Source organism: Kocuria sp. CPCC 205235 (assembly GCF_040980905.1).
In the GTDB taxonomy this organism is placed as follows: domain Bacteria; phylum Actinomycetota; class Actinomycetes; order Actinomycetales; family Micrococcaceae; genus Kocuria; species Kocuria carniphila.
Window position 1 is genome coordinate 1 of sequence record NZ_JAVKPR010000030.1, and the last position, 26184, is coordinate 26184.

The following is a 26184-nucleotide window of genomic DNA, read 5'->3' on the forward strand; positions in this document are numbered from 1 at the left end:
ACCAAAAAATACAAATACTTTTCGGTATCAACAAACTAGGCACACTATTGAGTTGACAAACAACAAACCACACAAGAAACCCGAGGGTCTTTTTGTCGGTTGGTCTTGCCGCTGATTTCGGAAGCTCTATCGCTTTCCCTTGCGGCAACCTCTTCAGCTTATCCATCCGTTTACCTTTTCGCAAACTCTCGTTCACGACTGAGCGAGGCTCAGGAGGTGGATGGGGCTGTCGGCGGTACCGGGAAGGCGATCTCTCGCTTGTCCGTCCTTGCGGCGACTCGAAATACTTTACACAGAGTGCGGCCACCGCGCAAAGCGGTGGCCGCACTCTGTGTTATAAGTGGCGTGGGTCACTAGGTCCGTGGTCTGGCCGCCCTAATTGCAGCGCTCTGGCCCCAAGAAGCCAGTACTGAGAATGCTCAGCCAGAGTGGCGGCACTACTCGCGCAACAGGTTCTTCCGCACCTTGCCCGTGGCCGTGCGCGGTAGTTCATCACTGAAGGTCACGGTGTCCGGCACCTTGAAACCACTCAGCCGTTCACGGACGTGCTCGCGCAGCTCTTCTGCGGTCACCGATGAACCCGCCGAACGCACCACGTGCGCCACCGGCCGTTCGCCCCACTTCTCATGGGGAACGCCGATCACAGCCACGTCGAGGACCTCCGGGTGTGAGTACAGGGCCTGCTCCACCTCGATGGAGGAGATGTTCTCACCGCCGGAAATGATGATGTCCTTGGCGCGGTCGCGCAGCTGGATGTAGCCGTTGGGGTGCATCACTCCCAAGTCACCGGTGTGGAACCAACCGCCGAAGAAAGCTGTCTCAGTGGCCTCGGTGTCCTTGTAGTACCCGATCATCACGTTGTTACCGCGCAGCACCACTTCACCCAGGGTCTCGCCGTCAGCCGGGACATCGTTCATCTCGGTATCCACGATGCGTGCGGATTCCGCCTGCACCATGCCCACTCCCTGGCGGGACATTTGCTGAGCGCGCTCCCGCGGAGAGAGTTCCTTCCACTCCTCTTGCGGCTCGCAAATGGTGATGGGACCGAACACCTCAGTGAGCCCGTATACGTGCACGATCCCGAATCCGGCGTCCTCCAGTCGTTCGATGATGCTCGGTGCCGGCGGAGCTCCCGCCGTGGTGATGCGGATGGGCTTGTCCAATGCGTGTGCCTCATCCGCGTCCACGATGATCGAGCACACCGCAGGTGCGCCGCACAAGTGAGTGATGCCCTGGTTGTCGAAAGCGTCCCAGATGGCATCCGGCCGCACTGCACGCAAACACACGTGAGTACCGCCGGCCGCAGTCACCGCCCACGTGGTGCACCAGCCGTTGCAGTGGAACATCGGCAGCGTCCACAGGTAGCGAGTCGCACCGTCGAACCCGTTGTGGAACACCTCGCCCAAGCTGTTCAGGTACGCCCCGCGGTGCCCGTACAGCACACCCTTGGGCCGCCCGGTCGTCCCGGACGTGTAGTTCAGGGTGATGGGCGAATTCTCGTCAGCCACCTTGTAGCTCACGCCTCGTTCGCTCGACGACGCCGCTTCGCCCACTTCCAGGGGTTCCACATCGATGAACTCGTCGAACGTGGGGATTTCGCCATAAGAGTGGTCCCGCACGGGTTCGATACCGGCCTGCTCATCGGGGAGCTGGACCAGCGTGACGCCCTCTTTGCCGTCGAGCGCGGAGACTACGGTGTCCAGCACAGAGGAGTCCGCGATGACCACGCTGGCCTCACTGTGGTCCAGGATGTAATCCAACTCGCGCGTGGACAGCCGCGGGTTCAACGGGACCAGGACAGCACCCGCGGCGGGGACCGCGTAGTGGGCCAGTAGCAGCGCCGGCAGATTGGGTGCGATCACGGCCACCGTGGGCAGGGACCGCGTCAGTTGTTCCGCACCCAGGTACTCCCCGCTCTCAGCCTCACCTTGTGCCGCGTCTTCATGGGAAGCTGCCGCACCGCCCGATCCACCCGTGCCGGCAACGTCACCGGACGCAGCGGCGTCGTCATTCGAAGCGGAAGCCGACGGAAGGTGCGGTAAGAGCGCCGTGGCGAACCGCCGGACGTCCCGCTCGAACTCCTTGTACGTCCACGACTGGCTGCCGTAGACGATGGCTTCTCGCTCGGGGAAGACTTCCGCGCTGCGCTCGATGAATCGCAATGGGGACAGGGGCTGTGCGTTCGCGTACATGGGTGCTCCTGTAATCGGTGGCTCAGTTGTAGGCCGAGAAACCGGTGATGGACTTGCCGATGATGAGCGCCTGGACCGTTTCGGTGCCCTCATAGGTGTGCAGGGCCTCGACGTCTGCAAAGTGACGCGCAACACGATTTTCCACCAGAATGCCGTTGCCACCCAAAAGGTCTCGCGCATTGGCCGCAACACGGCGGGCGGTTCGGGTCGCGGTGTACTTGGCCAGCGAGGCCTGGGGGCCGGTCAGCGTGCCGGCTTCTTCCTTGCGGGCCATGGCCATCACGAGCGTCTGCATGGACGTCAGCTCGCTGAGCATGCGCGCCAAGCGTTCCTGCACAATCTGCGACGCCGCCAGCGGACGGCCGAACTGCTCACGCTGCGCCGCGTACTGCACGGCGGTGTCGTAGCAGGCCACGGCCTGCCCGACGGCGGCCCAGGCCACCCCGATGCGCGTCGCAAACAGCACGGAAGCGGTATCGCGGAAGGAACCGGCGCCCGGCAACACGTTCTCGGTGGGAACGAACACGTTCTCCATGCGGATATGAGCCTGGTGGATGGCGCGCAGGGCCAGCTTGCCGCGAATGGTTGTGCCGCTGTAACCCTCGGACTCCTGTGGAACCACGAAACCCTGCACCGCGTTGGTGACATCATTGCGGGCCCACACCACGGTGATGCCGCCCATCGAGCCGTTGCCGATCCACTTCTTCTCACCGTTGAGGATGAAACCGCCCTCGGTGGGTGTGGCCCGGGTTTCCAAGCCGATCGAGTCGGAGCCGTGAGTGGGTTCGGTGAGCGCGAAGGAGCCCAACAGTTTGCCGGAGGCCATATCGGGCAGCCAGCGCTCCCGCTGCTCATCACTGCCACACATGGCGATCGAGCGCATGGCCAACCCGCCCTGCACACCACTGACAGTGGAGATGGAGCCGTCACCGCGCGAGAGTTCCATGGTCACCAGGCCCGCCGCCATTTTGGACATGGGTGCGTAACCGGTCACGTCCACGCCGTCGCGCAGCAGGTCCAGCTCGCCCATGCGGGCAACTAGATCCAGCGGGTACTCGCCGCGATCCCAGTGCTCGTGGATCACACCCAGCAGCTCGTCCTGCACGAACGCGCGGGCGCGCATCCAGTGGGCGCGGTCCTCGTCGGTGACGTCCGCGTAGACACCCGCGGCATCGGTATCGAGCACGTCATTGAGTGAGTATTCGGGCTCGACCGTGCCCTGCGGGAACAGGTCCTGATCGGTGGCGGGCTGCTGCGTCATGGTGTGATCTCTTTCGTGAATTCTCAGTGGTTCTCGGTGGGGTGAGTCAGTTCTGGGCCGCGTCGAAGCGCTGGCCGCGCACGCGCTCGGAAGCGCCGCAACGATCCAGGTATGGGGTGATGCCGCCCAGGTGGAACGGGTAGTTGGCACCCAGGATCATGCACAGGTCCACGTCTCGCGCCGAGGCCACCACGCCCTCGTCGAGCATGTGCCCGATCTCGTCCGCGAGCGCGTCCTGGACGCGCGTGAGCAACTGGCCGTTGGCGCCGTCGTCCCCCGCCGACGACGCCGCCCGCTCACCTTGCGTACGTTCCCTGGCCTGTTCGGCCTGCGGTGTGAGGTAGGTGTCGGACTCTTCGCCGCGCTTGGGGAGCACGTTGCTGAGGCCCGCTTCGGCCACGGCGTCCAGCCACGGGGACAGGGTGAAGCGGTCGGGGTAGGCATCGTGCATCGTGTGGGTGATGTGCACGAGTACCGCGGGGCCCACGAAGTCCAGCAGCTGGAGCGGTGTCATGGGGAGACCCATGGGAGCCAGTGCGTGGTCCACGGTCTTGGGGTCACCGCCGGCGTCGATGGCGCGGCCGATCTCGTCGTACATGCGGGTCAGCACGCGGTTGACCACGAAGCTCGGGGCGTCCTTGACGAGCACCGCGATCCGGCGCAATTTGGCGGCGAGGTCGAAGGCGGTGGCAAGGGTGGAATCATCGGTGGATTCTGCGGCCACGATCTCGAGCAGCGGGGTGACCTCCACCGGGTTGAACACGTGGAAACCCACGAGTCGTTCGGGGTGCTTCAGGTCTTCACCCATCGCGGTGACGGACAGGGATGAGGTGTTGGTGGCCAGGATCGCGTCATCGCGCAGCACCGGCTCCCACTGGGCGAAGACCTTCTTCTTGACCTCGAGCTCCTCGAAGACGGCCTCGATGACGAAGTCCGCGTCCGCGAGATCCTCAGGGGACTTGGCTCCGGTAATCAGGGAACCCAGTTTCTCGGCCTGCTCCGGGCTCATGCGACCCTTCTCGGCCTGGGCCGTGAAGCGATCGCGGGTGCGCTGCACGCCGGTGGCCAGGCGCTCGTCGTCCAGGTCGGTCATCACCACGGGGATCTGGGCGCCCTGAGCGATCAAGCTCGCGAGCTGACCCGCCATCAGTCCCGCTCCGATGACCGCGGCCTTGCGAATGGGGCGCACGGGGGCGTCCGGCACGTTGGCGGCCTCGCGGCGTCGGGCGGTGACCAGTTCGAATGCGTAGAGGGACGCCTTGGCGGCGTCACTCTGGACCACGGTGGAGAACAACTGGACCGCAGCGGCCGCGTTGGCGTGCCGAGAATCCGTGCGAGCGCGGCCGACCAGATCAATGGCCGCCACCGGCCCGGGTGCGGCACCGTGCCAGGCGCGCTCGGCCTTCGCCCGGGCTGCGTCGACGGCCTCCTGCCAGGCGGCGTGATCATCCGAGGTCTTGCGCGGCTCGTGCTGGCCCTCGAGTGCCTCGACAACCCACTGCTGCCACTGCTGATCCCACTCGGGCGTACCGGGAGCTGCGTCCAGAACGGCGTCCACCATGCCGATCTCGAGGGCCTGCTGGGGCTTGAGGTTCCGACCGCGCATGGAATCGGTGACGATCACGTCCAGCGCGGCCTTGGCGCCGACCAGGTGCGGCAGCAGGTAGACGCCGCCCCAACCGGGGAAGAAACCGAGGTGGCACTCGGGCAGGCCCAGCTGCGCCTTGCCCGAGGTGACCAGGCGGTAATCCGAGTGCAGCGCAAGTTCCATGCCGCCGCCCAGGGCCATCCCCGTGACCAGCGAAAAGGTGGGCACCGGCATATCCGCGAGCACGGCGAAGGTCTCGTGCCCGGCCCACACGTAATCTTCCGACGCATCCTGCAACTGGGCGTAACGAATCTCCTTCAGATTGGCTCCCGCGCCGAAGGACTTGGTGTTGCCCGTGACGACCACTGCCTCGACCGCGGAGGTGTCGATCGCGGTGAGGTCGCGGCGCAACTGCTGAACCGCCTCAGAACCCCAGATGATGAGCCCGTTAGACGCCGTAGAATCCAGGCTGACCAGGGCAATCGGGCGCTCGCGCCCGGGGAGGACCGGATAATCCACGGTGATGGTCACGGTGGAGGGGAACTTGGACTCGGTCACGCTGAACTCCTGAGTACTGAGGGGGTTGTGGCCCGTGCCACATCATCATCCCCCAGATTGCCCTGAGACTGCGTCTCACGTCAAGATATTGCGTGTCATTCGGGGCGGCTTTCCGGGGCATCGCGTCGATAGGCTGAACGGGATGAAAAACGTGCTGCCCTTGCGCTCACAGCGCCTGACTTTCCGCCGGCTCACCGAGGCAGATATTGAGCCGATGTACTCCTACCAGTCCCGCGAGGATTACGCCGTGCACGCGTGGCGTGGACCGAGGGACATGGACGATGTCATAGGCATGGTCAAGGACCACATGGGAGAACGCCGCTGGGCGGAGGACGGGGATCAGTTCCGCTTTGCCGTGTCCCCGCACGACTCGGATGAGCTGGCCGGCGAGATCGTCCTGACGCTCGCGGACGCCGAGGCCTCCCAGGTCGAGATCGGCTGGGCGCTGCACCCGGATCACACGGGCAAGGGCTACGCCGCAGAAGCCGCGTACGCCGCCGTTGACGCTGCCTTCCAAAAACTGGGTGCCCACCGCGTGTTCGCCCGCCTGGACAGCCTCAATGTGGCGTCCGCCAAGGTGTGCGAGCGCATCGGCATGCGGCACGAGGCCACTCTCCGCGAAAGCCACTTCCAGCTGGGCGAATGGCGCGACGAACTGATCTACGGTGTGTTGGTCTCGGAGCGCGAGTTCGACTGACCCTGGGCTGCGACCAGGGCGTCGTAGACCGACCGCGCCGCTTGCTCCGCTGCCGCCCGCGGATCGGCACCTTCTTGGAGCACCACCACGACCGGCGAGGACGACGCCGCCTGCTCGGGTTGGCGGGGCACGGACGCAATCCGCCCAGGACCCGCTGAGAGACCGAAGACCGTGCACAGCCAACCGATCCGCTGATTGAGACCCGCCGCCAGTTGCTCACCGCCGTTGGCACGAGGATCCCTCAACCACGTGCGTAGATAGGCGTTGTGCACAGCCACGGTGGCCGATGCCATGGACACCGCGGTGACCCGCTGATCCACGTTCTCGGGGAGCACCCTGCGCAAGAACCCCTGGAAGAGCCGCTCGTAGCGATGCGATGTAGCAAGTTCCCTGTCTCGAAGGCTTTCCACTTGCTGCAATAGGTGATGGCGAGCAATGGCTCGGTCCGCATGATCCAGATTGTGTCGGAACACCAGCTGCACACCCTCGGCCAGTCCCGCTTGCGGGGTGAGGTTGGGGCGGCTCAGCAGCTGTTCAAGGCGTTCGAGGTTGGAAGCGTGATCCGCGAAGACGATGTCCTCCTTGGACCCGTACTTGCGGAAGAACGTGGCGCGGCTGACACCGGTGGCCTGCGCTAACTGATCCACGGTGGTCGCGTGGTAACCCTGCGTGGCCAACAGGCGGATTGATTTGGTGACGACATCGCCGGTCGTCCCGGGTGCGGTACTCATCGGGCCTCCTGCCGAGATGGTAGCTCGTGCGAAAGACAATCCTGAGGAGTTTCAGCGGATTGTTTCGCCGGCCACGTAGACGCCGGCAACGGTGAGTTCCGAATCCAGTACCACGAGGTCCGCGCGGAGACCGGGGGCCAGACGACCGCGGTCATCTCCAGCACCGATTGCCTGGAGCGGTGCCTGTGTGGCCGCGTAAACGGCCTGCTCCACAGATAGTCCGACATCTTCCACCGCCCGTTTGACGGCTTGGTCCATGGTCAGGGTGGAACCGGCGATCGTGTTCCCCTCGGTCAACCGGGCCACCCCGTCGGTCACGGTGACGGGTAGTGCACCGAGGGTGTAGGAACCGTCGTGCATGCACGCGGCGGACATGGCATCCGTAATGAGCGCTGTGCGTTCCGGCGCCGAGGCGAACAGCATGGCGATGACCCCGGGGTGCACGTGGACGCCGTCGCAAATCACCTCGAGGGCGACGTCCGGGCATTCGAGTGCGGCAACCACGGGGCCGGGCCTGCGGTGATGCAGCGGGTTCATCGCATTGAAGGCGTGGGTCAGGATGCCGGCGCCGGCGCGGAAGGCCCGTAGAGCGTCGTCGTACGTGGCGTCCGTGTGGCCGATCGCTATGGTGGCGCCCGCTTCGCGCAATTGCGCGATGGCCTCGGTGGCGCTGGGAAGCTCGGGTGCCAGAGTGAGCTGCCGGAGCGTTCCAGCCGCGGCGTCGATCAGCCGACCGACTGCTTCGGGAGTGGGCGTGACCAGCAGTTCTTCAGCGTGCGCGCCCCGATGACCCCGATCGAGGAAAGGGCCCTCCGCGTGCGAACCGAGCACCGCAGGATTTTCACGCGTAAGCTCTGCGGCCCATGCCAGCCGCTCGGCCATGGCGGGGACGGCATCCGTGACGAAGGAGAGCAGGGAGGACGTAGTGCCGTGGTGTCGATGAACTTCCAAGGCCTGGAGCGCGGCCTCGGGACCATCATCGAACGCGTAGCCGCCCGCCCCGTGGCAGTGGATGTCCACGAACCCGGGGGTCAGCCACGCACCCCTCAGATCAACCACTTGCGTTTGTTCATTGACGCGTGTTTGAGCCAGGTCTGATCGGCCCGGCCCTGCTTGATCACTGGCCAATCGCGAGCGCCAGGAATCTCCAGTGCCCTGGTCCCCGATCAGGCCGTCATTGAGCAACAACCAACCGTCCCGGATGATCCGGCGATCGGTGACCAGGTGGGCGTTGTGGAGCAGGGTGCGGGTCATGACTCGACCACTTCAAGCGTGCCTGTTCCCGGCCGCGATTCTTCGGTTGCTCGTTCGATCAATCGCCTGATGCCCACGAAATGGCCGCTGAGCAATCGGGCGGCCGCTGCGGAATCGCCCGCCCTCACGGCGTCAAGAATTGCTCGGTGAGCGGCGGCCGTGTCCGTGACATGTTCCGTGGTCTCCCCCGTGGGCGTCTCCACGCTCTGGTGGATGCCGCTGTAGACCTGCCAGAACGTGGTGAGCAGTTCGGCCAGGATCGCGTTGTCGATGGGTTCGAACAGGACCCGGTGAAAATCTTTGTCCTCGACCCGAACCGTCTCCCCGCGTTCCGCCCGCGCTTCCATCGCGGAGACGATGGCATCCAACCGTTCCAGGCGTTCGGGATCCATGGCCTCGATGGCGCGCCCGACCAGACCGCACTCGAGAGCTTCGCGCACGTCCACCAATTCCTGCGCGGCCACACCCGAACTCTGCAGGGACAAGCGGGCCCGGAATTCGAGGGTCCGCCCCAGTGCCGCGAGAGGGTGCCCCGCAACGAACGTGCCGTAACCGTGTCGGATCTCCACGATCCCGACCGCCTGCAACATCTTGAGTGCCTCCCGCAGAGAATTTCGCGAAACACCGAAGATCTCGCGCAGCTCGGATTCCGGCGGCACCGGATCCCCGACCTTCAGACCGCGCTCCAGGATCAAGTCCGTGATGCGCTGCTGCAATTGGTCCATGGTGTGACGACCGCGCGCAGGGGCAGCGAGTTCACTCATGAGTGCATTCTCCTTCGGTCGTCAGGCCGGGTTGGGTCTCAATGTATGGTGCCTCAAGTTTTTGTGAGGTAACGCTTCCGGCTCTGACCTGCTTTGTCACAACGTTCTCCCAAAACCAGCCCGGCGATCTCTTGTGCGCTACCCCACAAACAAGTACATTCTAGACGTAGGACGTCCTACGTCCAATTGATCATCGAGGATCACCCGCGTTGTGAAGGGGTTGATCCCCGCGCCTCACGAGGAGGATTCTCATGGAAACGCCTGGACTCGGCGGACTCAACTGGGCCGTCATCATCGTCTACCTGCTGGGCACGTTGGCCATCGGTGTGTGGTTCACCCGCAAGGCGAGTACGGGCACTGACTCGTTCTTCACCGCCAACGGTCGAATTCCGGCCTGGGCGGCTGGCTTCAGCATTTACGCGACCACCTTGTCGGCCATCACCTACATGTCCACGCCGGAACAGGCCTTCCTGACGGACTGGTCCTATGCAGCAGGAAACGTGGCGATTTTCGCCATCATCCCGTTGCTGATCTGGTTCTACATTCCGTTCTTCCGCAAACTCAACGTCACCACGGCGTACGAATACCTGGAGGAACGGTTCGGGCCGAGCATCCGGGTCATCGGCTCGGTGCTGTTCGTGCTGTTCCACGTGGGTCGAGTGGCGATCGTGATCTATCTGCCCACCCTGGCCATCAGCTCGGTCACGGACATCAATCCCGCTGTGGTCGCAGCAGCGGTTGGCGTGCTGTCGATCATCTACACGTTCCTGGGCGGCATTGAGGGCGTGATCTGGTCGGACGTGGTCCAGGGAATCATCCTGCTCCTGGGCGCGGTGCTCATCCTGGTTTTCGGTATCGCCGCCATCAACGGTGGCCTGGGCACCGTGGTCACGGATGCCGTCAATGACGACAAGTTCATCACCGCCAAGAATTGGCAGATCGGTGGCGCTGCGGCCGCCATCCCGATCATCTTCCTGGGTTCGGTGTTCAACAACCTGCATCAGTACACGGCGAGCCAGGACGTGGTGCAGCGCTATCAGACCACCACCTCGCTCAAGCAGACCGCCCGATCCTTGCTGGTCAACGGTTTCCTGGCGCTCCTGACCATTCCTCTCTTCTACGGAATAGGCACGGTGCTCTACAGCTACTACCAGCATTCCGGCAATCTCCCCGAGAACTTCAACACCTCGGCCTTGGTTCCGTACTTCGTGGTGACCGCACTCCCCGTGGGCGTGGCCGGCATCTTGATTGCGGCCATTTTCGCGGCCGCCCAGTCGACCATTTCATCGAGCCTCAACTCGATCTCCGCGTGCGTGACCGTGGACCTGCGGGACCGGTTCTTCCCCCGCAAGGACGGCCAGGCCAGGAAGGGCGTGGGTTTCGCCCGCATGGTCATCATCGTCGCCGGCGCTTTCTCCGTAGCAGTTGCCCTGTATCTCTCCGCCACCGATCAGGCCGAGACCTGGAACTTGTTCCTGAGCATCACCGGTCTGTTCGGTGTGCCGCTGGCCGGCGTATTCGCTCTGGGGATCTTCACCAAACGGGCCAATACCGTGGGCGTGATCGGCGGCCTGATTCTGGGCGCGGCCACGGCGTTCTGGGTTCAACAGAACACCACGTTCACGCCGTTCGCAGTGTCCGCAGCGGCCTTCGTGGGTGCCGTGCTCTTCGGCTACCTCATCTCCGCGATTGCAGGCGCGCTGCTGGGCAAGAATCCCCACGACGTGGTGCCCCTGACGATCTACGGCAAGAACTCGGAGTACGTCCGTCGCACCTCATCACCCGTGGCACCCGCAGGCACCCCGCTGGTCACCACGTCGCCCAACGACACCGTCAAGTAAAGGAGTCATCATGACTGCATTTCGTGGAATCGTCCCGCCCCTCCTCACCCCTCGTACCGTAGGCGGTGAGTTGGACCTCGACAGCCTCAACCGTCTCGTCAATCACCTGATCGACGGAGGCGTGCACGGGATTTTCGCCCTGGGTTCTTCCGGCGAAACCCCGTACCTGACCTCCGCGGAGCGCGATCGGGTCCTGGCCGCAACCATTGAGGCGACGGCCGGTCGAGTACCCGTGATGGTGGGCCTCAACGAACAGTCCACCGCGCGTGTCCTAGACGAAGCAGACCGCGTCCTGGCCATCGGTGGTGACGCGGCCGTTGTCACCACGCCCTACTACGCGTTGTCCGACTCCGCCGAGATCGAGCACCACTTCCGCGCGGTCGCCGAGCACGTGGACGTGCCGGTGTTCGCCTACGACATCCCTGTCCGCACCCACCAGAAGCTCCCGTTGGACGTCGCCATCCGACTCGCCCACGACGGCGTTCTGGCCGGCGTGAAGGACTCCTCCGGTGACGACATTTCGTTTCGCCAGCTGCTCCTGGATACCAAGGGCCTTCCGGAGTTCGCGGCGTTCACGGGTCACGAGGTGGTCGCCGACGGCGCGCTGCTGGGTGGCGCCGCGGGCGTCGTTCCCGGCCTGGGAAACGTTGACCCGGCCGGTTATGTCCGGATGTTCGACGCCGCTCAGGCCGGTGATTGGGCCACGGTCGCTTCCGAGCAGGATCGGCTGGCTCGGCTGTTCCGCATTGTCCTTGCGGCCACTCCCGGCCGCGTTTCCGCGGGTGCTGCCGGCCTGGGTGGTTTCAAGACCGCCTTGCAGCTCATGGGAATCATCGAGTCGAACCGCATGTCCGAGCCGCTGGTCCAGTTGGACGAGGACGAGACCGAGGCGGTTCGTGAGATCGTGACGACCGAAGAGCTCTTGTGAGTTCCACACCGGTCATCGCCGTGGATCTGGGGGGCACCAAGATCCGTTCCGGAGTAGTGGAAGGGGCCGAGGTCACCCACGTGCGTTCGGCCCCCACACCGGCCCGACTCGGGGCACACGCCGTGCTCGACGCAGTGGCCGAACTGGTAGGTCTGACCATGGCCACGGCAACTGAACATGGCCGGATTCCGCAGGCCGTGGGTGTGGGATCGGCCGGCGTGATCGATCCGCGAAACGGTGTGGTTGTCTCCGCGACCGACGCCCTTCCGGGGTGGACCGGCACCAACCTCATCGCCGAGCTGCAGCATCGGACTCGACTGCCCGTCCGCGCGGTCAATGACGTGCATGCGCACGCGCTCGGGGAGGCACGGTCGGGTGCTTCCGCGGACACGAGCGACTCGGTCTTCGTGGCTGCGGGAACGGGGATCGGGGCGGGTCTGATCTCCCATGGTCATCTGGTCACCGGGCGGAACTCGGCGGCAGGACACCTCGGTCATATCCCATCCGGTTTTGCCTCCGACCTGCGCTGCCCCTGCGGCGGAATGGGCCACCTCGAAGCCATTGCGTCTGGCCCCGCTGTGTTGGAGGAGTATCGACGAGCGGGTGGCCGAGCGGCGTCGTCGACCACTACCGAGCTGGCGGAGGAGGCGCGCGCCGGGGACACCACGGCCCGGGAAGCTTTCGCGAAAGCCGGCCGAGCACTGGGGTCCGCGCTGGGAGGTATGGCCAACGTGTTGTCCCCGGAGGTGGTCGTGCTGGGCGGTGGCCTGGTCAGCGCCGACGAGTTGTGGTGGCCCTACCTGGAACGAGCCTTTGCAGCCCAACTGATCCCCGCCGTGCGTGGGCTGACCCCGCAGCGTGCTGAACTGGGTGCCGATGCCGCATTGATCGGGGCGGCAAGCCTGTGGGACGGAGCAGACATCAAAGTCGAGGAGAAGTGATGGCGTTTACTCAACAACAGATTGTCGAATCCCTGGCCGGGCGACTGATCGTCTCGGTGCAGGCCTATCCCGGTGAGCCCATGAGGGATCCTCGCACCATGGCCCAGGTGGCCGCATCCGCCGCGCGCGGCGGTGCAGCGGCCGTGCGCGTCCAAGGCATCGCCGATATTCACGCCGCGCGGTCCGCCGTGGAGGTCCCCGTCATCGGGTTGTGGAAGGACGGAGACACCGGTGTGTACATCACACCCACGTATCAGCACGCCTACGCTGTGGCGCTTGCGGGCGCTCACGTGGTGGCCCTGGACGGCACGCGGCGTCCTCGACCCGACGGGCTCACGCTCGCGCAGACGATTGACCGGCTCCATCACGACACCCATGCCCTGGTCATGGCGGATTGCGGCAGTTTGGACGATGCGCTGGCGGCCTCCGCCGCTGGTGCCGATCTGGTGGGCACCACGCTCGCCGGCTACACGGGCGAACGCCCCAAAACGAATGGGCCGGACCTTGAGCTTCTCGAGGCGATGAGTCAGGCTGATATCGACGTGCCGATCATTGCGGAGGGACGCATCCATACGCCGCCCCAAGCATCCGCCGCCATCGCGGCCGGCGCTCACGCCGTGGTGGTAGGCACCGCGATCGCTCACCCGACCACGATCACCTCGTGGTTCGTCAACGCCGTGGAGGGCTGAAACCGTGCGACTGGTGCTGTGCGAATCAGTGGCGGAGACCGGGCAGGTTGCCGCAGAGATCTTTGCGAGCCGAATCGAGCAGGGGCCGTGTGTACTGGGGCTCGCGACGGGTAGTTCCCCGCTGCCCGTGTACCAGTACCTCATCCGCAGGTATCGCGAGTCCGGTTTGTCCTTCGCCCAGTGCACCGCGTTCACGCTCGACGAGTACGTGGGGCTACAACCGTATGACTCCCGGTCCTACAGGGCCACCATTCGTGACGAGTTCGTCGACCACGTGGATTTGCCCACACGTTCCCTACACTCCCCCGACGCCGCCGACCCGGATCCCCGAGCGCTACGCCACGCCGCGGCCGCCTACGAGGAAACGATCCGCCTGGCCGGTGGGATCGACGTTCAGTTGTTGGGGATCGGTGCCAACGGGCACATCGGCTTCAACGAGCCGTCCTCGTCGCTGGCCTCGCGCACCCGCATCAAAGCGTTGACGCAGCAGACCCGCGAGGACAATGCCCGGTTCTTCGGCGAGGACGAGACGGTCCCCAAGCTCTGCCTCACCCAGGGCCTCGGAACCATTCTGGACAGCCGTCACGCCGTGCTCGTGGCGCAGGGGGAGGCAAAGGCCGACGCCGTCGCGGCCGCCGTGGAGGGGCCGGTCTCGTCCGCGTGTCCGGCCTCGGTCCTGCAACTGCACCCCCACGCCACCGTGATCCTGGACGCTGCCGCCGCGAGCCGACTGCAGAATCTGGACTACTACCGCCACGTCCAGCACCTCAACGACGAGCTGGGACTGCTGCCCTAGTGAAGTAGCCGCAGGAACCATGCCTGGGAAACGCGTGGGGCGAGCCGGGTGCTGTCCGTGCACGGGAACAAGACCCGGAAACAGGAGCGGCGAGTGCGCGCCGTTCGTGCACGGGAAAGTGAGCGCCGCGGGGCAACGGGCCCCGCGGCGTCGTACCCGAAGTGCTGGTCAGGAATCCCGCAGGACGCGATAGCCCTTGCGCGGGTCGTAACCGTGGATCTCGCGGGTGTCCAGAACGGCCATGAAGTCCAGGACGTCCGGGGAGATGACCTGCCCCGGCACGAGAACCGGAAACCCGGGCGGATAGGGCGTCACGAAACCGGCCGAGACGGGTTTTTCACCGTTGGTCACCCGCTCGCGCAGCTCTTCGTGGGCAACGTGTTCCACGGACTTGCGGCGCTGACCCTTGAAGAACGCGGCGCGCATATCTCCATCCGGGAGCTCCTCGTCCGTGGCGTACCCGGGAGCGAACGAACTGAAGTCCGGAAGCGGCGGCATGGGGGTGTCGTCGACCTTGGCCGCGAGCTCGGGATCGAGCTGAGAGTTCTCGTCCTCGAAACGCTGCGCGAGCTTCACGAGCACCTCCACGAGGTACGCGATCGCGCTGCGCGAGGTGCCGATGTTGGTCATGAACAGCACGGTGTTCCGGCTCGTCTTGTTCACCTGAATGCCGTAACGATCCATGAGCAGGTCGTGCTTGAACGTGTCACCGTCAACGCCCGTGCGACTGATCTCGATGGTGATACGGCTGGGATCCACCACGAACTCGTCCGTGGTCCATGCCTTCCACATACTGGCCAACCCGTCGCGCAACGGCATGGGCCGGCCCACCTCGCGATTCTCGCTGGGCACCAGGTCGTGGGCCGTGAGCACGCGGAAGCTCCGGCGCAACAGCGGATGGCGCGCGATGGCCTGGGACAGGCTCGTGGCCAGATCCAGCTGCCGCTGCACGAGCTCGTAGCCCTCCAGCTCTACCTGACGTCGCCCGATGTCCAGGGACGTGAGGATCTGGTAGTTGGGTGAGGTGGAGGTGTGCGTCATGTACGCCTCGTGGAACGGCTCCTCGGCTTCGCGCACCCACTCGTCGTCGTGCACGTGAATCATGGACCCCTGCCGCAGCGCAGTGAGGGTCTTGTGCGTGGACTGGGTCGCGTACACGCGGATCTTGGCGTCCGGAGCGGGGATGAGCCGCTCTTCCAACCACACCTCGTCCGGCGCGGGGTTGCCCTGATCGTCGTACAGACGCTTCTGCTGCTCACGGTAGGCGATCTGGTGCGCCCTGGTCCCCAGCTTTTCCTTGAGGTGCGAGGCAGCCCACATGGCCGTACGACGTCGCGTCACGGGGTGGAAGGTCGCGAACGCGAACCACGCCTCGTCCCACAGGAAGACCAGGTCCGGCTTGATGGCCAGGCATTCGGCCATGACCCGCTCGGGGTCATAGACGATGCCGTCAAAGGTGCAGTTGGTGAGCGTGACCAGCTGGACCTCGTCCAGACGACCCGCGGCTCGGTAGTCCAGCAGCAACTGCTTGATCCGGGACAGCGGCACAGCGCCGTAGAACGCGAATTCGTTACGCGGGTATGCCTCCAGGTACGCGGGACGAGCGCCGGTGAGCACCACCGCGTGATGGTGGGACTTGTGACAGTTGCGGTCCACGAGCACCACGTCATTGGGTGACAACAGCGCTTGGTGCACGATCTTGTTGGCGGTCGAGGTTCCGTTGGTCACGAAGAACGTGTGCTTGGCCCCGTACGCACGGGCCGCGAGTTCCTGAGCCTTCTTCAACGTGCGCACCGGCGCCAGCAGTGAGTCCAGCCCGCCAGAGGTCGCGGAGGTTTCCGCCAGCAGGAGGTTCAACCCGTAGAAGTCCACGAGGTCCTTGATCCACTTGGAACCCACCACGGAACCGCCGCGGGCAATGGGCAGCGCGTGGAAGACACCCACCGGACGCCGCGCGTGCTCCTGGACCGCGGAAAAGAACGGGGTGTCGTACAGGTGGGACACCCGGCGCAACAGGGTGAGGTGCAGCTCGAGCTTGTCCTCGCGCCGGAACACGCGACGGAAACGGTGGGTCAGCGCACCGGACAGGCCTTCGATATGGGCGCCCGCCATCAGGTACAGGTCCATCTCGGGGCGCAGCTCGGCCAGAGTGTCGGCCAACCGGAGCACCCGCTGAATGGACGCGAGCGGAGTGCGGGCGGAGGCTGATTCCGGGCTCACCAGATCGCGAGCCATGCGAATCGAGTTCTTGAGATCGCGGCTCAACGGCTGGCGAGTGCGCTCGCTGAATCCGGGGCGGACCACGCACGCGAGAATGTTGGGGTTGGTCAGGACCGCCGCCACGGCGTCGTCGGCGGAGGGCACGATCACGTACTCGTAAATGAAATCGTCGGCGGAGGAGCGCAACCGCAGGCCTTCGGCGCGCAGACCGTCACGGTCCGCCTGGGTGCTCTCGTCCACGATCAGCACCTCGAAGCGGGGCCGCGGGTCGGTGTCGATCGGAAGGTCCGAGTTCTCCGGATCGTCGGCAAAGTCATCGCGGGACGTGTCCGGCACGGTGTCACCGCGGAGCCGGTTCACGACCTTTCCGATCCGGTCGAGCGCCATGTGGTAGTCGCCCTGTTCGAGCATTTCCCGGATGGAGGCGACATAGCGTTGGCCGAATCCGGCCCAGTACATTTCAACGGTTTCGAGGGCGCGCAGTGAGCGCTGGAGTTCGCTGTCCGCGGCGAGGGCTTCTTTGTCCTCGTTGCCGAGCGCAATGCGTTTCATGGCGAACCGCAGGTACTCCCACGCGTCACTGCGCAGCCGCCACGTGCTGGCAGGCATTCCGGGGTCCGGTTCAAGGATTCCGGTGGCACTCCCCCGACGGTTGTTCTGACCTTGGTCGTCCGTGGCCGGTGTATCCATCGAATTCCTCCGCTTGCTCCATTGCCTGCGCCGAACTGTTGAACGTTCATCCTATGTCCGGGCCCGCGGGGGCCCGCGGGGGCTCGCGGAACATAACACTTTGCGACCGCGACTCGGTCTCAGCTACCGGCATCGGGTGCCGTGCTTCGGGTGTCGTGCATCGGGTGCCGTGCGTCGGCCAGGTTGACTCGGCTCGACTGCCTCGGCCGGGTTGTGTCAGCCCGCGAACCTCGCCGTGGGCAGGCCCGGAATCGCCACCCTCACCGAGTACAGGGACCCGGCGGTGGGCTGCACATCGTTCGGCAGGTTCTCGCGCGAGGTGGTGATGTACAGGGTCCGCAGATCCTGCCCGCCCAGCGTGCACGCCGTGGTCTGCTTGGCGCCCACACTCACCACGGTGTCCAGGGTTCCGTCCGGGAGGTAGCGGTGGACCTGGCCGGCGCCGTTGAGCGCGGTCCACACGGCACCTTCCGAATCCACGGTCAGCCCGTCCGGGTTGGCGGACACGCTGCCGGGCTCGTACTCCTCGTCCGCGTCCCAGGCGCCGGCCGCGGCGTCGTCGTCGACCACCGGCGTGACGAAGGCGCGGCGATTGTGCAGGCCGTTCGCCGCGGACCAGTCGAAGACCGAGACCTCACCGGTGGGGGTGTCGTTGTAATAGGCGAGCGAGCCGTCCGGGGACCACGCAATGCCGTTGGAAATGGTGACGTTCTCAAGCACCGGTTCCCACTCCAGGTCCGGTGAGACCCGGTAGAGCGTGGCGGAACCCTCGGACTGGTCGTAGGCCATGGACCCGATGTAGAAGGTGCCGTCCGGGGCGACCCCGCCCTCATTCATGCGGATCTCCGGCGATTCCCACAGGGTGACTTCGCGTTCGGGATTACCGGCGGCGTCCGTGAGGAGCACCCCGCGTTCCACAGCGATGATCTGGCCGCCATTGACGCGCGGACGCACGCACGCCGCCACGGTTCCAACGTGCTGACGGCGCGGCTGCTCATCCCGGCCGAACGTGAGAATGTCCCCGGCGAGCATGTCGACCCACGCCAGACCGCCCCATTCGGGGCTCCAGCACGGGCCCTCGCCGTGATAAACCCAGCTCGGCGTCAGGCGCTGGGCGCTGAGCCGGTTCATTGCTGGGGCCTACGCAGCTGATTGACGATCGGTACCGCCGTGGTGGGAATGCGGTCGCGGTCGTAGGTGATCTCGGTGTAGCCGTGCGGGGTGGGTTTGCCGTCCTTGTCCAGGTTCACGAACACGATCTTGTCGATGCTCAGGATCAGCTCCCGCGTGATCATGTTCCGCACCTGCGCGCGCATGGTCAGCGACGTGCGGCCGAACTTGGTGGCCGTCAGACCCATCTCGATGATGTCGCCCTGTACCGCCGAGGCCACGAACTCAATCTCCGACATGTACTTGGTCACTGCGCGCTGATTGCCCAGCTGGACGATCGCGTAGATCGCGGCTTCCTCGTCGATCCACCGCAACAGCGACCCACCGAACAGGGTGCCGTTGGCGTTGAGATCTTCGGGCTTGACCCATTTTCGGGTGCGGAATGTGATGTCCGTGTTCGGCTGCATAGGTTCAGCTTAGTGAGGTCGCGGCGCGGGGTCGCGGGTTTCGTTCCTCGGTTTTACCGCCGACGACGCCGCTCGCGGCCTACGTGCCGAACGCTCGGTGAGCGACCAGCTCGGCAGGACGCTGGTCCCGCGCGTCACTGCCCGGGGCTGCGTGGGTCTTGGAGCGGCGTCGTCATTGCTACTCAGCCGCGGACCAGCTGGCGGATGGCGACCTTGTCCAACTTGCCGGAACCGTTGCGGGGCACCTCTTCCACGGCGACGAGGTCCTTAGGGAGCTTGTACCGGGCCAAGCGGTCGCTGCAGAACTGTCGCAGTTCCTCGATGGAGGGAACCTCGTGACCGGGCTGCGGTTGCAGGACGGCCACGATGCGCTCACCCCACTGCTCGTCGGGAGCGCCCACCACGGCGGCGTCGGAGATGTCCGGGTGCTCGGCCAGGACGCGTTCGATCTCCGCGGGGTACACGTTCTCACCGCCGGTAATGATCATGTCCTTGAGGCGATCCACGATGTAGTAATAGCCGTCCGGATCCCGGTAGCCGATGTCGCCGGTGTGGAACCAGCCGTCCGTGAAGGCTGCGGCGGTGGCGCCCTCGTCCTCCCAGTAGCCGCTCGTGACGTTGGGGCCGCGCACCCACAATTCGCCGCGCGTATCCGGTTCGGAAACGGGCTCTCCCGTGCCGGGATCCATGATCTGCACCTCGGTGTAGAGCATGGGCATACCCGCCGAACCGGCCTTCTCGTAGGTGAGTTCGGTGGGCAGGTAGGTGGCGAAGGGTGCGGTTTCGGTGAGACCCCACGCCTGCTGAACGGGAACGTTCTTGGCCTCGAAGAGTGAGATCACGACGGGCGGGACCGGGGCCCCGGCGCAGATCAGGGCGCGTAGGGAATCGAGTTTCGCGCCTTTGAATTCGGGATCGTGGGTCAAAGACAAAAGCATGGCCGGCACGAAGAAGGCATTGTTCACGCCGTAGTTCTCGATGTCCGCGAGCACCTGGGACGGCACGAACCCGCGCCGAACCACCGTGGTGTTGCCGCGCACCAGCGCTCGCACCGTGAACGAGTTCAAGGCGCCGATGTGGAACAGCGGTGCCACGGCGTAATTGATGTCCCGGCGGCGGGTGTCCACCAGCGAATCAACGTTGAACGCGTTCCAGAAGATGTTGCCGTGACTCAGCCGCACGCCCTTGGGCTTGCCCGTGGTGCCGGAGGTGAACATCAGGATGGCCAGGGTGTCGTCCGTGGTCTCGGCCGGCTCACCGAGTTCCGTATCCTCCGCGCGTTGCACGAAACCGCTCAGCGGAATCCAGTGCTCCGCGATCTCGAGCCCGTCATTGAGGGGCACCGCGGGATCGTCATCGATCAGGATGGTCTCGGTCTCAAAAGGCCACCCCGCGCCGTCCTGACCGGAGCCCTCGAGGGTGCCGAGAGCGGCGTCGACAACCGGGGCGTGACCGGGCTCCACAATCATCACGCGCGGTGCGGACCGCACCAGGAGCTCGCCGACCTCGCGCGGGGCAAGACGGAAGTTGAGCGGCTCGAACACGCCGCCCAGCCACCAGGTGGCGAACATGGTGCGCAGGAACATTTCGGAGTTCAGGCCGAGGTAGACCACGCGGTCGCCTTCGCTCACACCCGACGCCGCCAAGCTCGCCGCGAGTTCGCGCACGTTACCCGCGAACTCGTCGTAGCTGAGGGTACGGCCCTCGTAAATCACGGCCGCCAGGTCACGGCTGTAGCGCTGGTTGAAGAGCAAGCCGCGGACGGGGCTGATGTTGACCGAGTTGGACACGGGTGAGCTCCTGAAATAGAGGATATTCTCTATCGTTGAGAATCTCAACGAGTGATGTGATTCACGTTACCAACACCCATGATGTTCCGGAACCGGGTTTTGATATCGGAAACGTATTGATTCGTCCCGTTACCGTGTGAGCATCCTCGATCGCCGGGGGTGTTGCCGGCCGGGAGACATGGGTTGACCGCCTGGACCGCCTCGAACCACGACCCGCGGCCAATGACCGCCCGACGTCTCGCAGGGCGCGGGCACGAGGGGTCTGGGCCGTTGCCGCGTAACCTTGGTGACATGCCCTCGTCCTCACGCCGCACGGGTTCTGCCGACACAGCCGCTCCGCTCACGCACCGCAGCTTCACCGGTGCCTGGCAGTTGCTGGGCGTGGCCGCGACCGCGATGGCCGTGGGGATCGCCGAATTCTTCGCGTGGCTGACCGGGCCCTTGGGGTCCCCACTGACCGCGGTGGGCGGAGTCGTGGTGGATTCTGTCCCCGCGCCCGTCAAGGACACCGTGATCGCCGTGTTCGGCACCGGTGACAAGATTTTCCTGTTTGTGATGATGGCCGTGGGGCTCGTGGTACTGGGATTGCTCGTCGGCGTCGCGGAGCGGCGACGGCGCCGCACGGATATCGCGGTCCTCGCCGCGCTGGGGCTGGTCGGACTGGTCGCCGTGATGACCCGAACGGGTGCGGACGCGGTTAACGCCGTCCCCGTGGTTGTCGGCACCGGCGTCGGCCTCGCATTCCTCAGCTACGCGGGTGGCCGTGCGGCAGCTCCCGCGGCCGATGACCCGCTGGATCGCCGTAAATTCCTCCAGCTGTCCGCGGGAGCACTGACCCTGGGAGTGGTCGCGGGCGCAGTGGGGCGATGGGCGGTGTCGGCGGCCCGGAAAGTCCCCGACATGCGCGCCGCGCTGAGCATTCCGGCCCCGGTCGCTCGCGAGGCCATCCCCGCCGGGACCCAGGTGCCAGTCGCCGGCACCGAGCTGTGGTTGACCCCCGCCGAGGACTTCTACCGGATCGACACCGCACTGAGCGTCCCCCATCTCGACGTGAGCCAGTGGCGACTACGCATCCACGGGATGGTGGACCGGGAGATCGAGCTGACCTTCGACGACCTCATCGGGCGTCCGCTGCACGAACGCACGGTGACGCTCGCGTGCGTGTCCAATCAGGTGGGCGGCGACCTCGTGGGAAACGCCGTATGGACCGGTGTGCCGTTGCGAGAAGTGCTCGCGGAAGCCGGAGTGAGCCCGGACGCGGACATGGTGCTCTCGACGTCCGAGGACGGTTTCACGGCCGGGACACCCCTGAGCGCCCTCACGGACGAAAACCGCACCGCCATGCTCGCCGTGACTATGAATGGAGAGCCACTGCCCTTCGAGCACGGCTATCCGGTGCGCATGGTGGTTTCGGGTCTCTACGGGTACGTCTCCGCAACCAAATGGCTCGTGGATCTCGAGGTCACCCGCTTTGACCAGGCCGAAGGCTACTGGACGCCCCGGGGTTGGTCCGCGGAGGGGCCCATCAAGATGTCCTCTCGTATCGACGTCCCCCGAGAAAACGCGAGTGTGGACCCCGACATGACCCTCGCGGGCAGCGCGTGGGCCCAGAACACGGGAATCACCGCGGTTCAGGTGCGGGTGGACGGCGGGGAATGGATGGACGCAACTCTCGCCGCAGTGCCGTCCGAAGACACCTGGCGGCAGTGGTCCGTGCGCGTCACCGATCTTCCTGCCGGTTCCCACACCGCCGAGGTCAGAGCTGTGGACGCGGACGGTCAAGTGCAGACCTCGGAGCGGGCACGCCCAGACCCCAATGGTTCCTCTGGCTGGCACGAGCGGGTCTTCACCGTGCGCTCCTGACCACCCCCTCACCGGACGGTGACGCCGAGCACCGAGCACGTGACCTCGATCCGTGGAAGAGGATGCGCGCCGGCCCGTGATCAGTCATGATGCAGGCATGACGGATTCCTCCACCTCTGCGAGCGGCGCACTGACCGAACTCGAACAGCAGCGACTGCAACGCAAGGTCCTGATCGTGCTCGCGACCGGTCAGGTCATGGGCGGCTTGGGCGTTGGTGCCACGCTGGCTCTCGGTGCGCTCCTGGTCGCGGAGGTGTCCGGGTCGAGTGCGCTGTCCGGCCTGGCAGCCACCATGAACACCCTGGGTGCCGCGATTCTGGCGATTCCGCTGGCACGCCTCGCGCAACGGCGAGGACGCCGAATCTCGCTGACCACCGGTGCCCTGGTGGCGATTCTTGGCGCATCTGTGATTGTTACGGCCGCGGTTCTTGGGTCACTTCCCCTGCTGCTGATCGGCATGGGGCTGCAAGGCGCGGGCATCGCGCTGAATTTGCAGTCCCGCTTCGCCGCGACGGACCTGGCCCCGCAGAAGACTCGTGCCCGGGATCTGTCATTGATCGTGTGGTCCACCACGATTGGTTCCGTGGTGGGGCCCAACCTCTTCGAACCCAGTGAACTCCTGGGCCGCGCTCTTGGACTTCCCCAGTTCACCGGCGGGTTTCTGATCGCCATGGCCGCACAAATCCTCGGTGCCGCGGTCTATTTCCTGGGGCTGCGGCCGGACCCCCTCAAGCTCGCGCTGGCCCAGGGAGCTTCGGTCAAGAACAAGCCCAGTCCCACCGGCGGCTTCGGGAGTCTGCGGTCCGTTCCGGCTGCCCGCCGGGCCGTTCTGATCGTGGCGCTCTCCCATGCGGTCATGGTGGCGGTGATGTCCATGACTCCCGTGCACCTGACCAGTCACGGCGCCACCCTGTCACTCGTGGGGCTGACGATCAGCCTGCACGTGGCCGGGATGTACGCGTTGTCCCCGGTCTTCGGCTGGTTGGCAGACAAGATCGGCCGTGCGCAGACGGTGCTGCTGGGACAGGTGACGTTTGCCGCATCCCTGCTGTTGACGTTCTTCGGCGCGGAGAATCAATCGCTGGTCCTTGTCGCACTGATCCTGCTGGGTTTGGGCTGGTCCGCATCCACCGTGGCGGGATCCACCATGGTCACCGAATCCGTACCGGTGCAGGACCGTCCCGGGCTGCAGGGAACCTCGGATCTGGTCATGAATTTGTGCGGCGCCGCCGGTGGTGCGCTGGCCGGACCGATCCTGGCCATGGTCGGCTTCTCCGGGCTGGGGTTGGTGTACCTGGTGGCAGTGATCGTCGTGGCGGTGGCTGCGGTGAGGACTTTGCGGGCCCTCCGACCCACCCACTGATCTGCCCCGCCATTTCATCCGGCCTTACTGCAAAGTAGCCCGCCCTACTCTGCAGTAAAACGGCATCAGATGGTTCGCCACCCATGAGCCAATCTCACGCCAAGTAGAACCCACCGTCCGAGGTGAGCACCTGACCGACGATCCACGCACCGTCGTCCGTGGCGAGCCAGCTGATCAGTTGGGCGGGGTCGCTCGGTTCACCGAAACGGCCGAACGGCTGAGCATCGAGTAATTCCTGGATCCCGTCCAGAGAGCGATCCGTGGAGTCTGGCGTGAGGTAACCGGTGTCCACGGGGCCGGGATTCACGGTGTTGAGCACAATGCCGAGCTCCAACAGTTCAGCGGCCACCGTGGCGGTGACGCCCGCGAGCGCCGCCTTGCTCGTGGCGTAGGCGACCTCACCGCGCATCGGCCCGTGCCCCTGCCCCGACGTCATCCAGAAAACCCGGCCGGTCGGCTTGGTGAATTCCTTCCCGCCCGCGCTGCGCACCCGTTCACCCGGACGCGTTGCCTCGGTGGGCGCATCGGTCTTGAGCAGCGCAAAGGCACGCGTCAGCAAGAGGGTGGAGCGTGTGTTGGTGTCCCAGAAGGCATCCAGAGCCGCGGGCGTCATGTCCAGAATGGAGCCGTCCCCGCCGCTCTTGGCGTGATTGCACACCAGGATGTCCAAGGAGCCGGTGAGCGCGTGCGCGGCGTCGATGAGCGGCTGGATCTGCCCCGTGTCCTGCAGGTTCGCGCTCTTCTCGCCCAGCAAGGCACCGTTGACGAGTTCGGCCCGCAATTCGCCGACGACGCCGCTCAAGTCGTCCGCGCCCCACGGCTGGTCCTGGTCGTGCGGGCTGTAGTGATGGATGAACACGCTGGCGCCCAGCCGGGCAAAGGCTCGGGCCACGGCGAACCCGATCCCGCGGCGTCGTGAGACCCCGGTGACCAGGGCGGTTTGGCCGTGCAAGGGAAGCGCTCCGTGAGAAGTCGTCATGGCGACAGTCTTGCAAGAGCATCTTATTGAGACCAGAACAGCGAATTGTCTCAATAAGAATCTTATTGAGACAATTGAACTGAGCAGTCTCAGCAAGGAGTCCCATGCCCGCCAGTTGGCCCTCAATCGAGCGCGAAACCCACCGCTGGGTCCACCGCGACCCCATGGCATCTCATCGCGCGCGAATTCGGAACACCGGGGATTTTGAGGCAGCAGTAATCCCCGAGATTTCCTCGTTGACCCCAGATCTTCCTCGCGACACCCTCGCGTCCGCCCACAATGCAACCGCTGCCATGCTGGCTTTTGACCGCGAGTCCGGAGGGTTGGCCTCACTGCCGTTCGCCGCAGTCCTCTTGCGCGGCGAGTCCGCGACAAGTTCCCAGATCGAGAACCTGACCGTTCGCGCCCGCAAGTTGTCATTGGCCGCGGTGGGTGCGCACGTCGGCGGGAATGCAGAGTTAGTGGCCCGCAACGTATTCGCCATGCGTGCCGCCATTGACGCCGCCTCTCACCTGGATTCCGATGCCATCCGCACCATGCACCGCGTGTTGACCGAGGGCGTTCAGGACGATGCAGGTGAGTATCGAAACGAGTGGGTGTGGATCGGTGGCCAGTCCCCGGTCACGGCCTCGTACGTGGCACCCGAGTATCATCATGTGCCCGCAGCCATTGATGACTTGATCAACTTCCTGGGCCGTCGCGACTTAGATCCAACCGTTCAGGCGGCCATTGCCCACGCTCAGTTCGAGACCATCCACCCCTTCACCGATGGCAACGGGCGGACAGGACGTGCCATCGTATCCTCGCTGCTTCGCGCACGTGGGACGGTTCAAAATGTCAACATTCCCATTTCATCGGGATTGCTCCACGACATCGACGACTACATCGATGCACTGAATGACTACCGAACCGGAAACCCCGCGTCCATCGTGGACTGTTTTTCCCATGCCGTCCTGGGATCCCTGGCTAACGCAGATCAGTTGATCGACGATGTCCGCGCCTTCCATGAGCAAGTCCTGGATTCACGACACCGCGTCACCGCGCCACTGCGCGCGGTTGCCGAGTTGTGCTGTTCGGAACCTGCCTTTACGGCAGGAATGGTGGAAAACATCGCCGGCATCTCAAAGGCAACCGCCTACCGCACGGTGGACTCACTGACCGAAGCCGGGTTGTTACGAGAAGAGCGGTCAATCAAAGTACGAGGCCAGAAAGTCTGGGTGGTCCCCGCCGTCGTGAGAGCCCTGGACGACTTCGCGGCGCGCGCCGGTCGCCGGAACTTCGGCTCCTGACAGCAGAACCATCTGATGCCGCCTTACTGCAAAGTAGGGGCAGCTACTACGCAGTAAGGCGGCATCAGATGGCGGGCGGTCTCGAAAGGCCGGAACTAACCCGGCTCTTCAACTTTGAGCGTGGTGGGGCCCTGAAGTAGGGCTCGCGGCCCTACGCCAGCATGGGTGTTGTC

20 protein-coding genes are annotated in these 26184 nt (G+C 65.1%); 9 read left to right on the forward strand and 11 right to left on the reverse strand.

Annotated features, from left to right (window positions below; translation table 11 throughout):
* Positions 1-437 precede the first annotated feature (437 nt).
* From RF638_RS14350 to RF638_RS14360, 3 genes are read right to left on the reverse strand one after another with little or no spacing between them, the layout of a single operon-like run.
* Entirely contained in the window at positions 438-2192 is a 1755-nt protein-coding gene (locus RF638_RS14350; protein ID WP_368842311.1) for an AMP-binding protein, read from the reverse strand.
* A gap of 22 nt (positions 2193-2214) precedes the next feature.
* A complete protein-coding gene (locus tag RF638_RS14355; RefSeq protein ID WP_368842312.1) occupies positions 2215-3453 on the reverse strand; it encodes an acyl-CoA dehydrogenase family protein in 1239 nt (412 codons plus the stop codon).
* Positions 3454-3499: 46 nt separating this feature from the next.
* On the reverse strand, positions 3500-5599 hold the full coding sequence (locus RF638_RS14360; protein ID WP_259916694.1) for a 3-hydroxyacyl-CoA dehydrogenase NAD-binding domain-containing protein: 2100 nt from the start codon (positions 5597-5599) through the stop codon (positions 3500-3502).
* 142 nt (positions 5600-5741) lie between these two features.
* On the opposite strand from RF638_RS14360, the gene RF638_RS14365 reads away from it, so the two are divergent.
* Positions 5742-6296 (forward strand): GNAT family N-acetyltransferase, encoded by a 555-nt coding sequence (locus RF638_RS14365; protein WP_259916697.1) that lies wholly within the window; start codon positions 5742-5744, stop codon positions 6294-6296.
* On the opposite strand, the gene RF638_RS14370 is transcribed toward RF638_RS14365, so the two are convergent.
* From RF638_RS14370 to RF638_RS14380, 3 genes are read right to left on the reverse strand one after another with little or no spacing between them, the layout of a single operon-like run.
* The gene (locus tag RF638_RS14370) at positions 6260-7027 is read right to left on the reverse strand and encodes a TetR/AcrR family transcriptional regulator (RefSeq protein ID WP_259916698.1); all 768 of its coding nucleotides are present in this window, start codon (positions 7025-7027) and stop codon (positions 6260-6262) included. The genes RF638_RS14365 and RF638_RS14370 overlap by 37 nt on opposite strands.
* A 51-nt stretch (positions 7028-7078) precedes the next feature.
* A complete protein-coding gene (nagA, locus tag RF638_RS14375) occupies positions 7079-8281 on the reverse strand; it encodes an N-acetylglucosamine-6-phosphate deacetylase (RefSeq protein ID WP_095798545.1) in 1203 nt (400 codons plus the stop codon).
* A complete protein-coding gene (locus RF638_RS14380; protein WP_095798544.1) occupies positions 8278-9045 on the reverse strand; it encodes a FadR/GntR family transcriptional regulator in 768 nt (255 codons plus the stop codon). Before RF638_RS14380 ends, nagA begins: the two co-directional genes overlap by 4 nt.
* 251 nt (positions 9046-9296) lie before the next feature.
* Between RF638_RS14380 and RF638_RS14385 the strand changes: the two genes are divergently transcribed.
* From RF638_RS14385 to nagB, 5 genes are read left to right on the forward strand one after another with little or no spacing between them, the layout of a single operon-like run.
* On the forward strand, positions 9297-10886 hold the full coding sequence (locus RF638_RS14385; RefSeq protein ID WP_368842313.1) for a sodium:solute symporter: 1590 nt from the start codon (positions 9297-9299) through the stop codon (positions 10884-10886).
* 7 nt (positions 10887-10893) lie between these two features.
* The gene (locus RF638_RS14390; protein WP_368842319.1) at positions 10894-11814 is read left to right on the forward strand and encodes a dihydrodipicolinate synthase family protein; all 921 of its coding nucleotides are present in this window, start codon (positions 10894-10896) and stop codon (positions 11812-11814) included.
* Positions 11811-12755, forward strand: coding sequence for an ROK family protein (locus RF638_RS14395; RefSeq protein ID WP_238663334.1), 945 nt, complete (start codon positions 11811-11813; stop codon positions 12753-12755). The genes RF638_RS14390 and RF638_RS14395 overlap by 4 nt, the downstream gene beginning before the upstream one ends.
* Positions 12755-13444 carry an N-acetylmannosamine-6-phosphate 2-epimerase gene (locus RF638_RS14400; protein WP_259916709.1) on the forward strand — a complete coding sequence of 230 codons (690 nt, stop codon included), beginning with the start codon at positions 12755-12757 and terminating at the stop codon, positions 13442-13444. The genes RF638_RS14395 and RF638_RS14400 overlap by 1 nt, the downstream gene beginning before the upstream one ends.
* A 10-nt stretch (positions 13445-13454) precedes the next feature.
* Positions 13455-14240, forward strand: coding sequence for a glucosamine-6-phosphate deaminase (nagB, locus tag RF638_RS14405; protein ID WP_259916728.1), 786 nt, complete (start codon positions 13455-13457; stop codon positions 14238-14240).
* A gap of 168 nt (positions 14241-14408) precedes the next feature.
* On the opposite strand, the gene RF638_RS14410 is transcribed toward nagB, so the two are convergent.
* The 4 genes from RF638_RS14410 to RF638_RS14425 all read right to left on the reverse strand — a co-directional run bounded on the left by RF638_RS14410 (position 14409) and on the right by RF638_RS14425 (position 20517).
* The gene (locus RF638_RS14410; RefSeq protein WP_368842314.1) at positions 14409-17150 is read right to left on the reverse strand and encodes an aminotransferase class I/II-fold pyridoxal phosphate-dependent enzyme; all 2742 of its coding nucleotides are present in this window, start codon (positions 17148-17150) and stop codon (positions 14409-14411) included.
* 216 nt (positions 17151-17366) lie between these two features.
* A complete protein-coding gene (locus RF638_RS14415) occupies positions 17367-18281 on the reverse strand; it encodes an SMP-30/gluconolactonase/LRE family protein (protein WP_368842315.1) in 915 nt (304 codons plus the stop codon).
* Entirely contained in the window at positions 18278-18727 is a 450-nt protein-coding gene (locus RF638_RS14420; RefSeq protein ID WP_095798537.1) for an acyl-CoA thioesterase, read from the reverse strand. Before RF638_RS14420 ends, RF638_RS14415 begins: the two co-directional genes overlap by 4 nt.
* A gap of 182 nt (positions 18728-18909) precedes the next feature.
* Positions 18910-20517 (reverse strand): AMP-binding protein, encoded by a 1608-nt coding sequence (locus RF638_RS14425; RefSeq protein ID WP_368842316.1) that lies wholly within the window; start codon positions 20515-20517, stop codon positions 18910-18912.
* A 291-nt stretch (positions 20518-20808) separates the two neighbouring features.
* Here RF638_RS14425 and RF638_RS14430 point away from each other — a divergent pair, with 291 nt between their 5' ends.
* Positions 20809-22380, forward strand: coding sequence for a molybdopterin-dependent oxidoreductase (locus RF638_RS14430; RefSeq protein WP_368842317.1), 1572 nt, complete (start codon positions 20809-20811; stop codon positions 22378-22380).
* 97 nt (positions 22381-22477) lie between these two features.
* Positions 22478-23743: an MFS transporter gene (locus tag RF638_RS14435; RefSeq protein WP_259916720.1), complete on the forward strand. Its 1266-nt coding sequence runs from the start codon at positions 22478-22480 to the stop codon at positions 23741-23743.
* A 94-nt stretch (positions 23744-23837) separates the two neighbouring features.
* Here RF638_RS14435 and RF638_RS14440 read toward each other — a convergent pair whose 3' ends face one another.
* Positions 23838-24722, reverse strand: a complete 885-nt coding sequence (locus RF638_RS14440; RefSeq protein ID WP_259916722.1) for an SDR family oxidoreductase — start codon at positions 24720-24722, stop codon at positions 23838-23840.
* Between the two features lie 104 nt (positions 24723-24826).
* On the opposite strand from RF638_RS14440, the gene RF638_RS14445 reads away from it, so the two are divergent.
* Positions 24827-26011: a Fic family protein gene (locus RF638_RS14445; protein WP_368842318.1), complete on the forward strand. Its 1185-nt coding sequence runs from the start codon at positions 24827-24829 to the stop codon at positions 26009-26011.
* Positions 26012-26184: the final 173 nt, after the last annotated feature.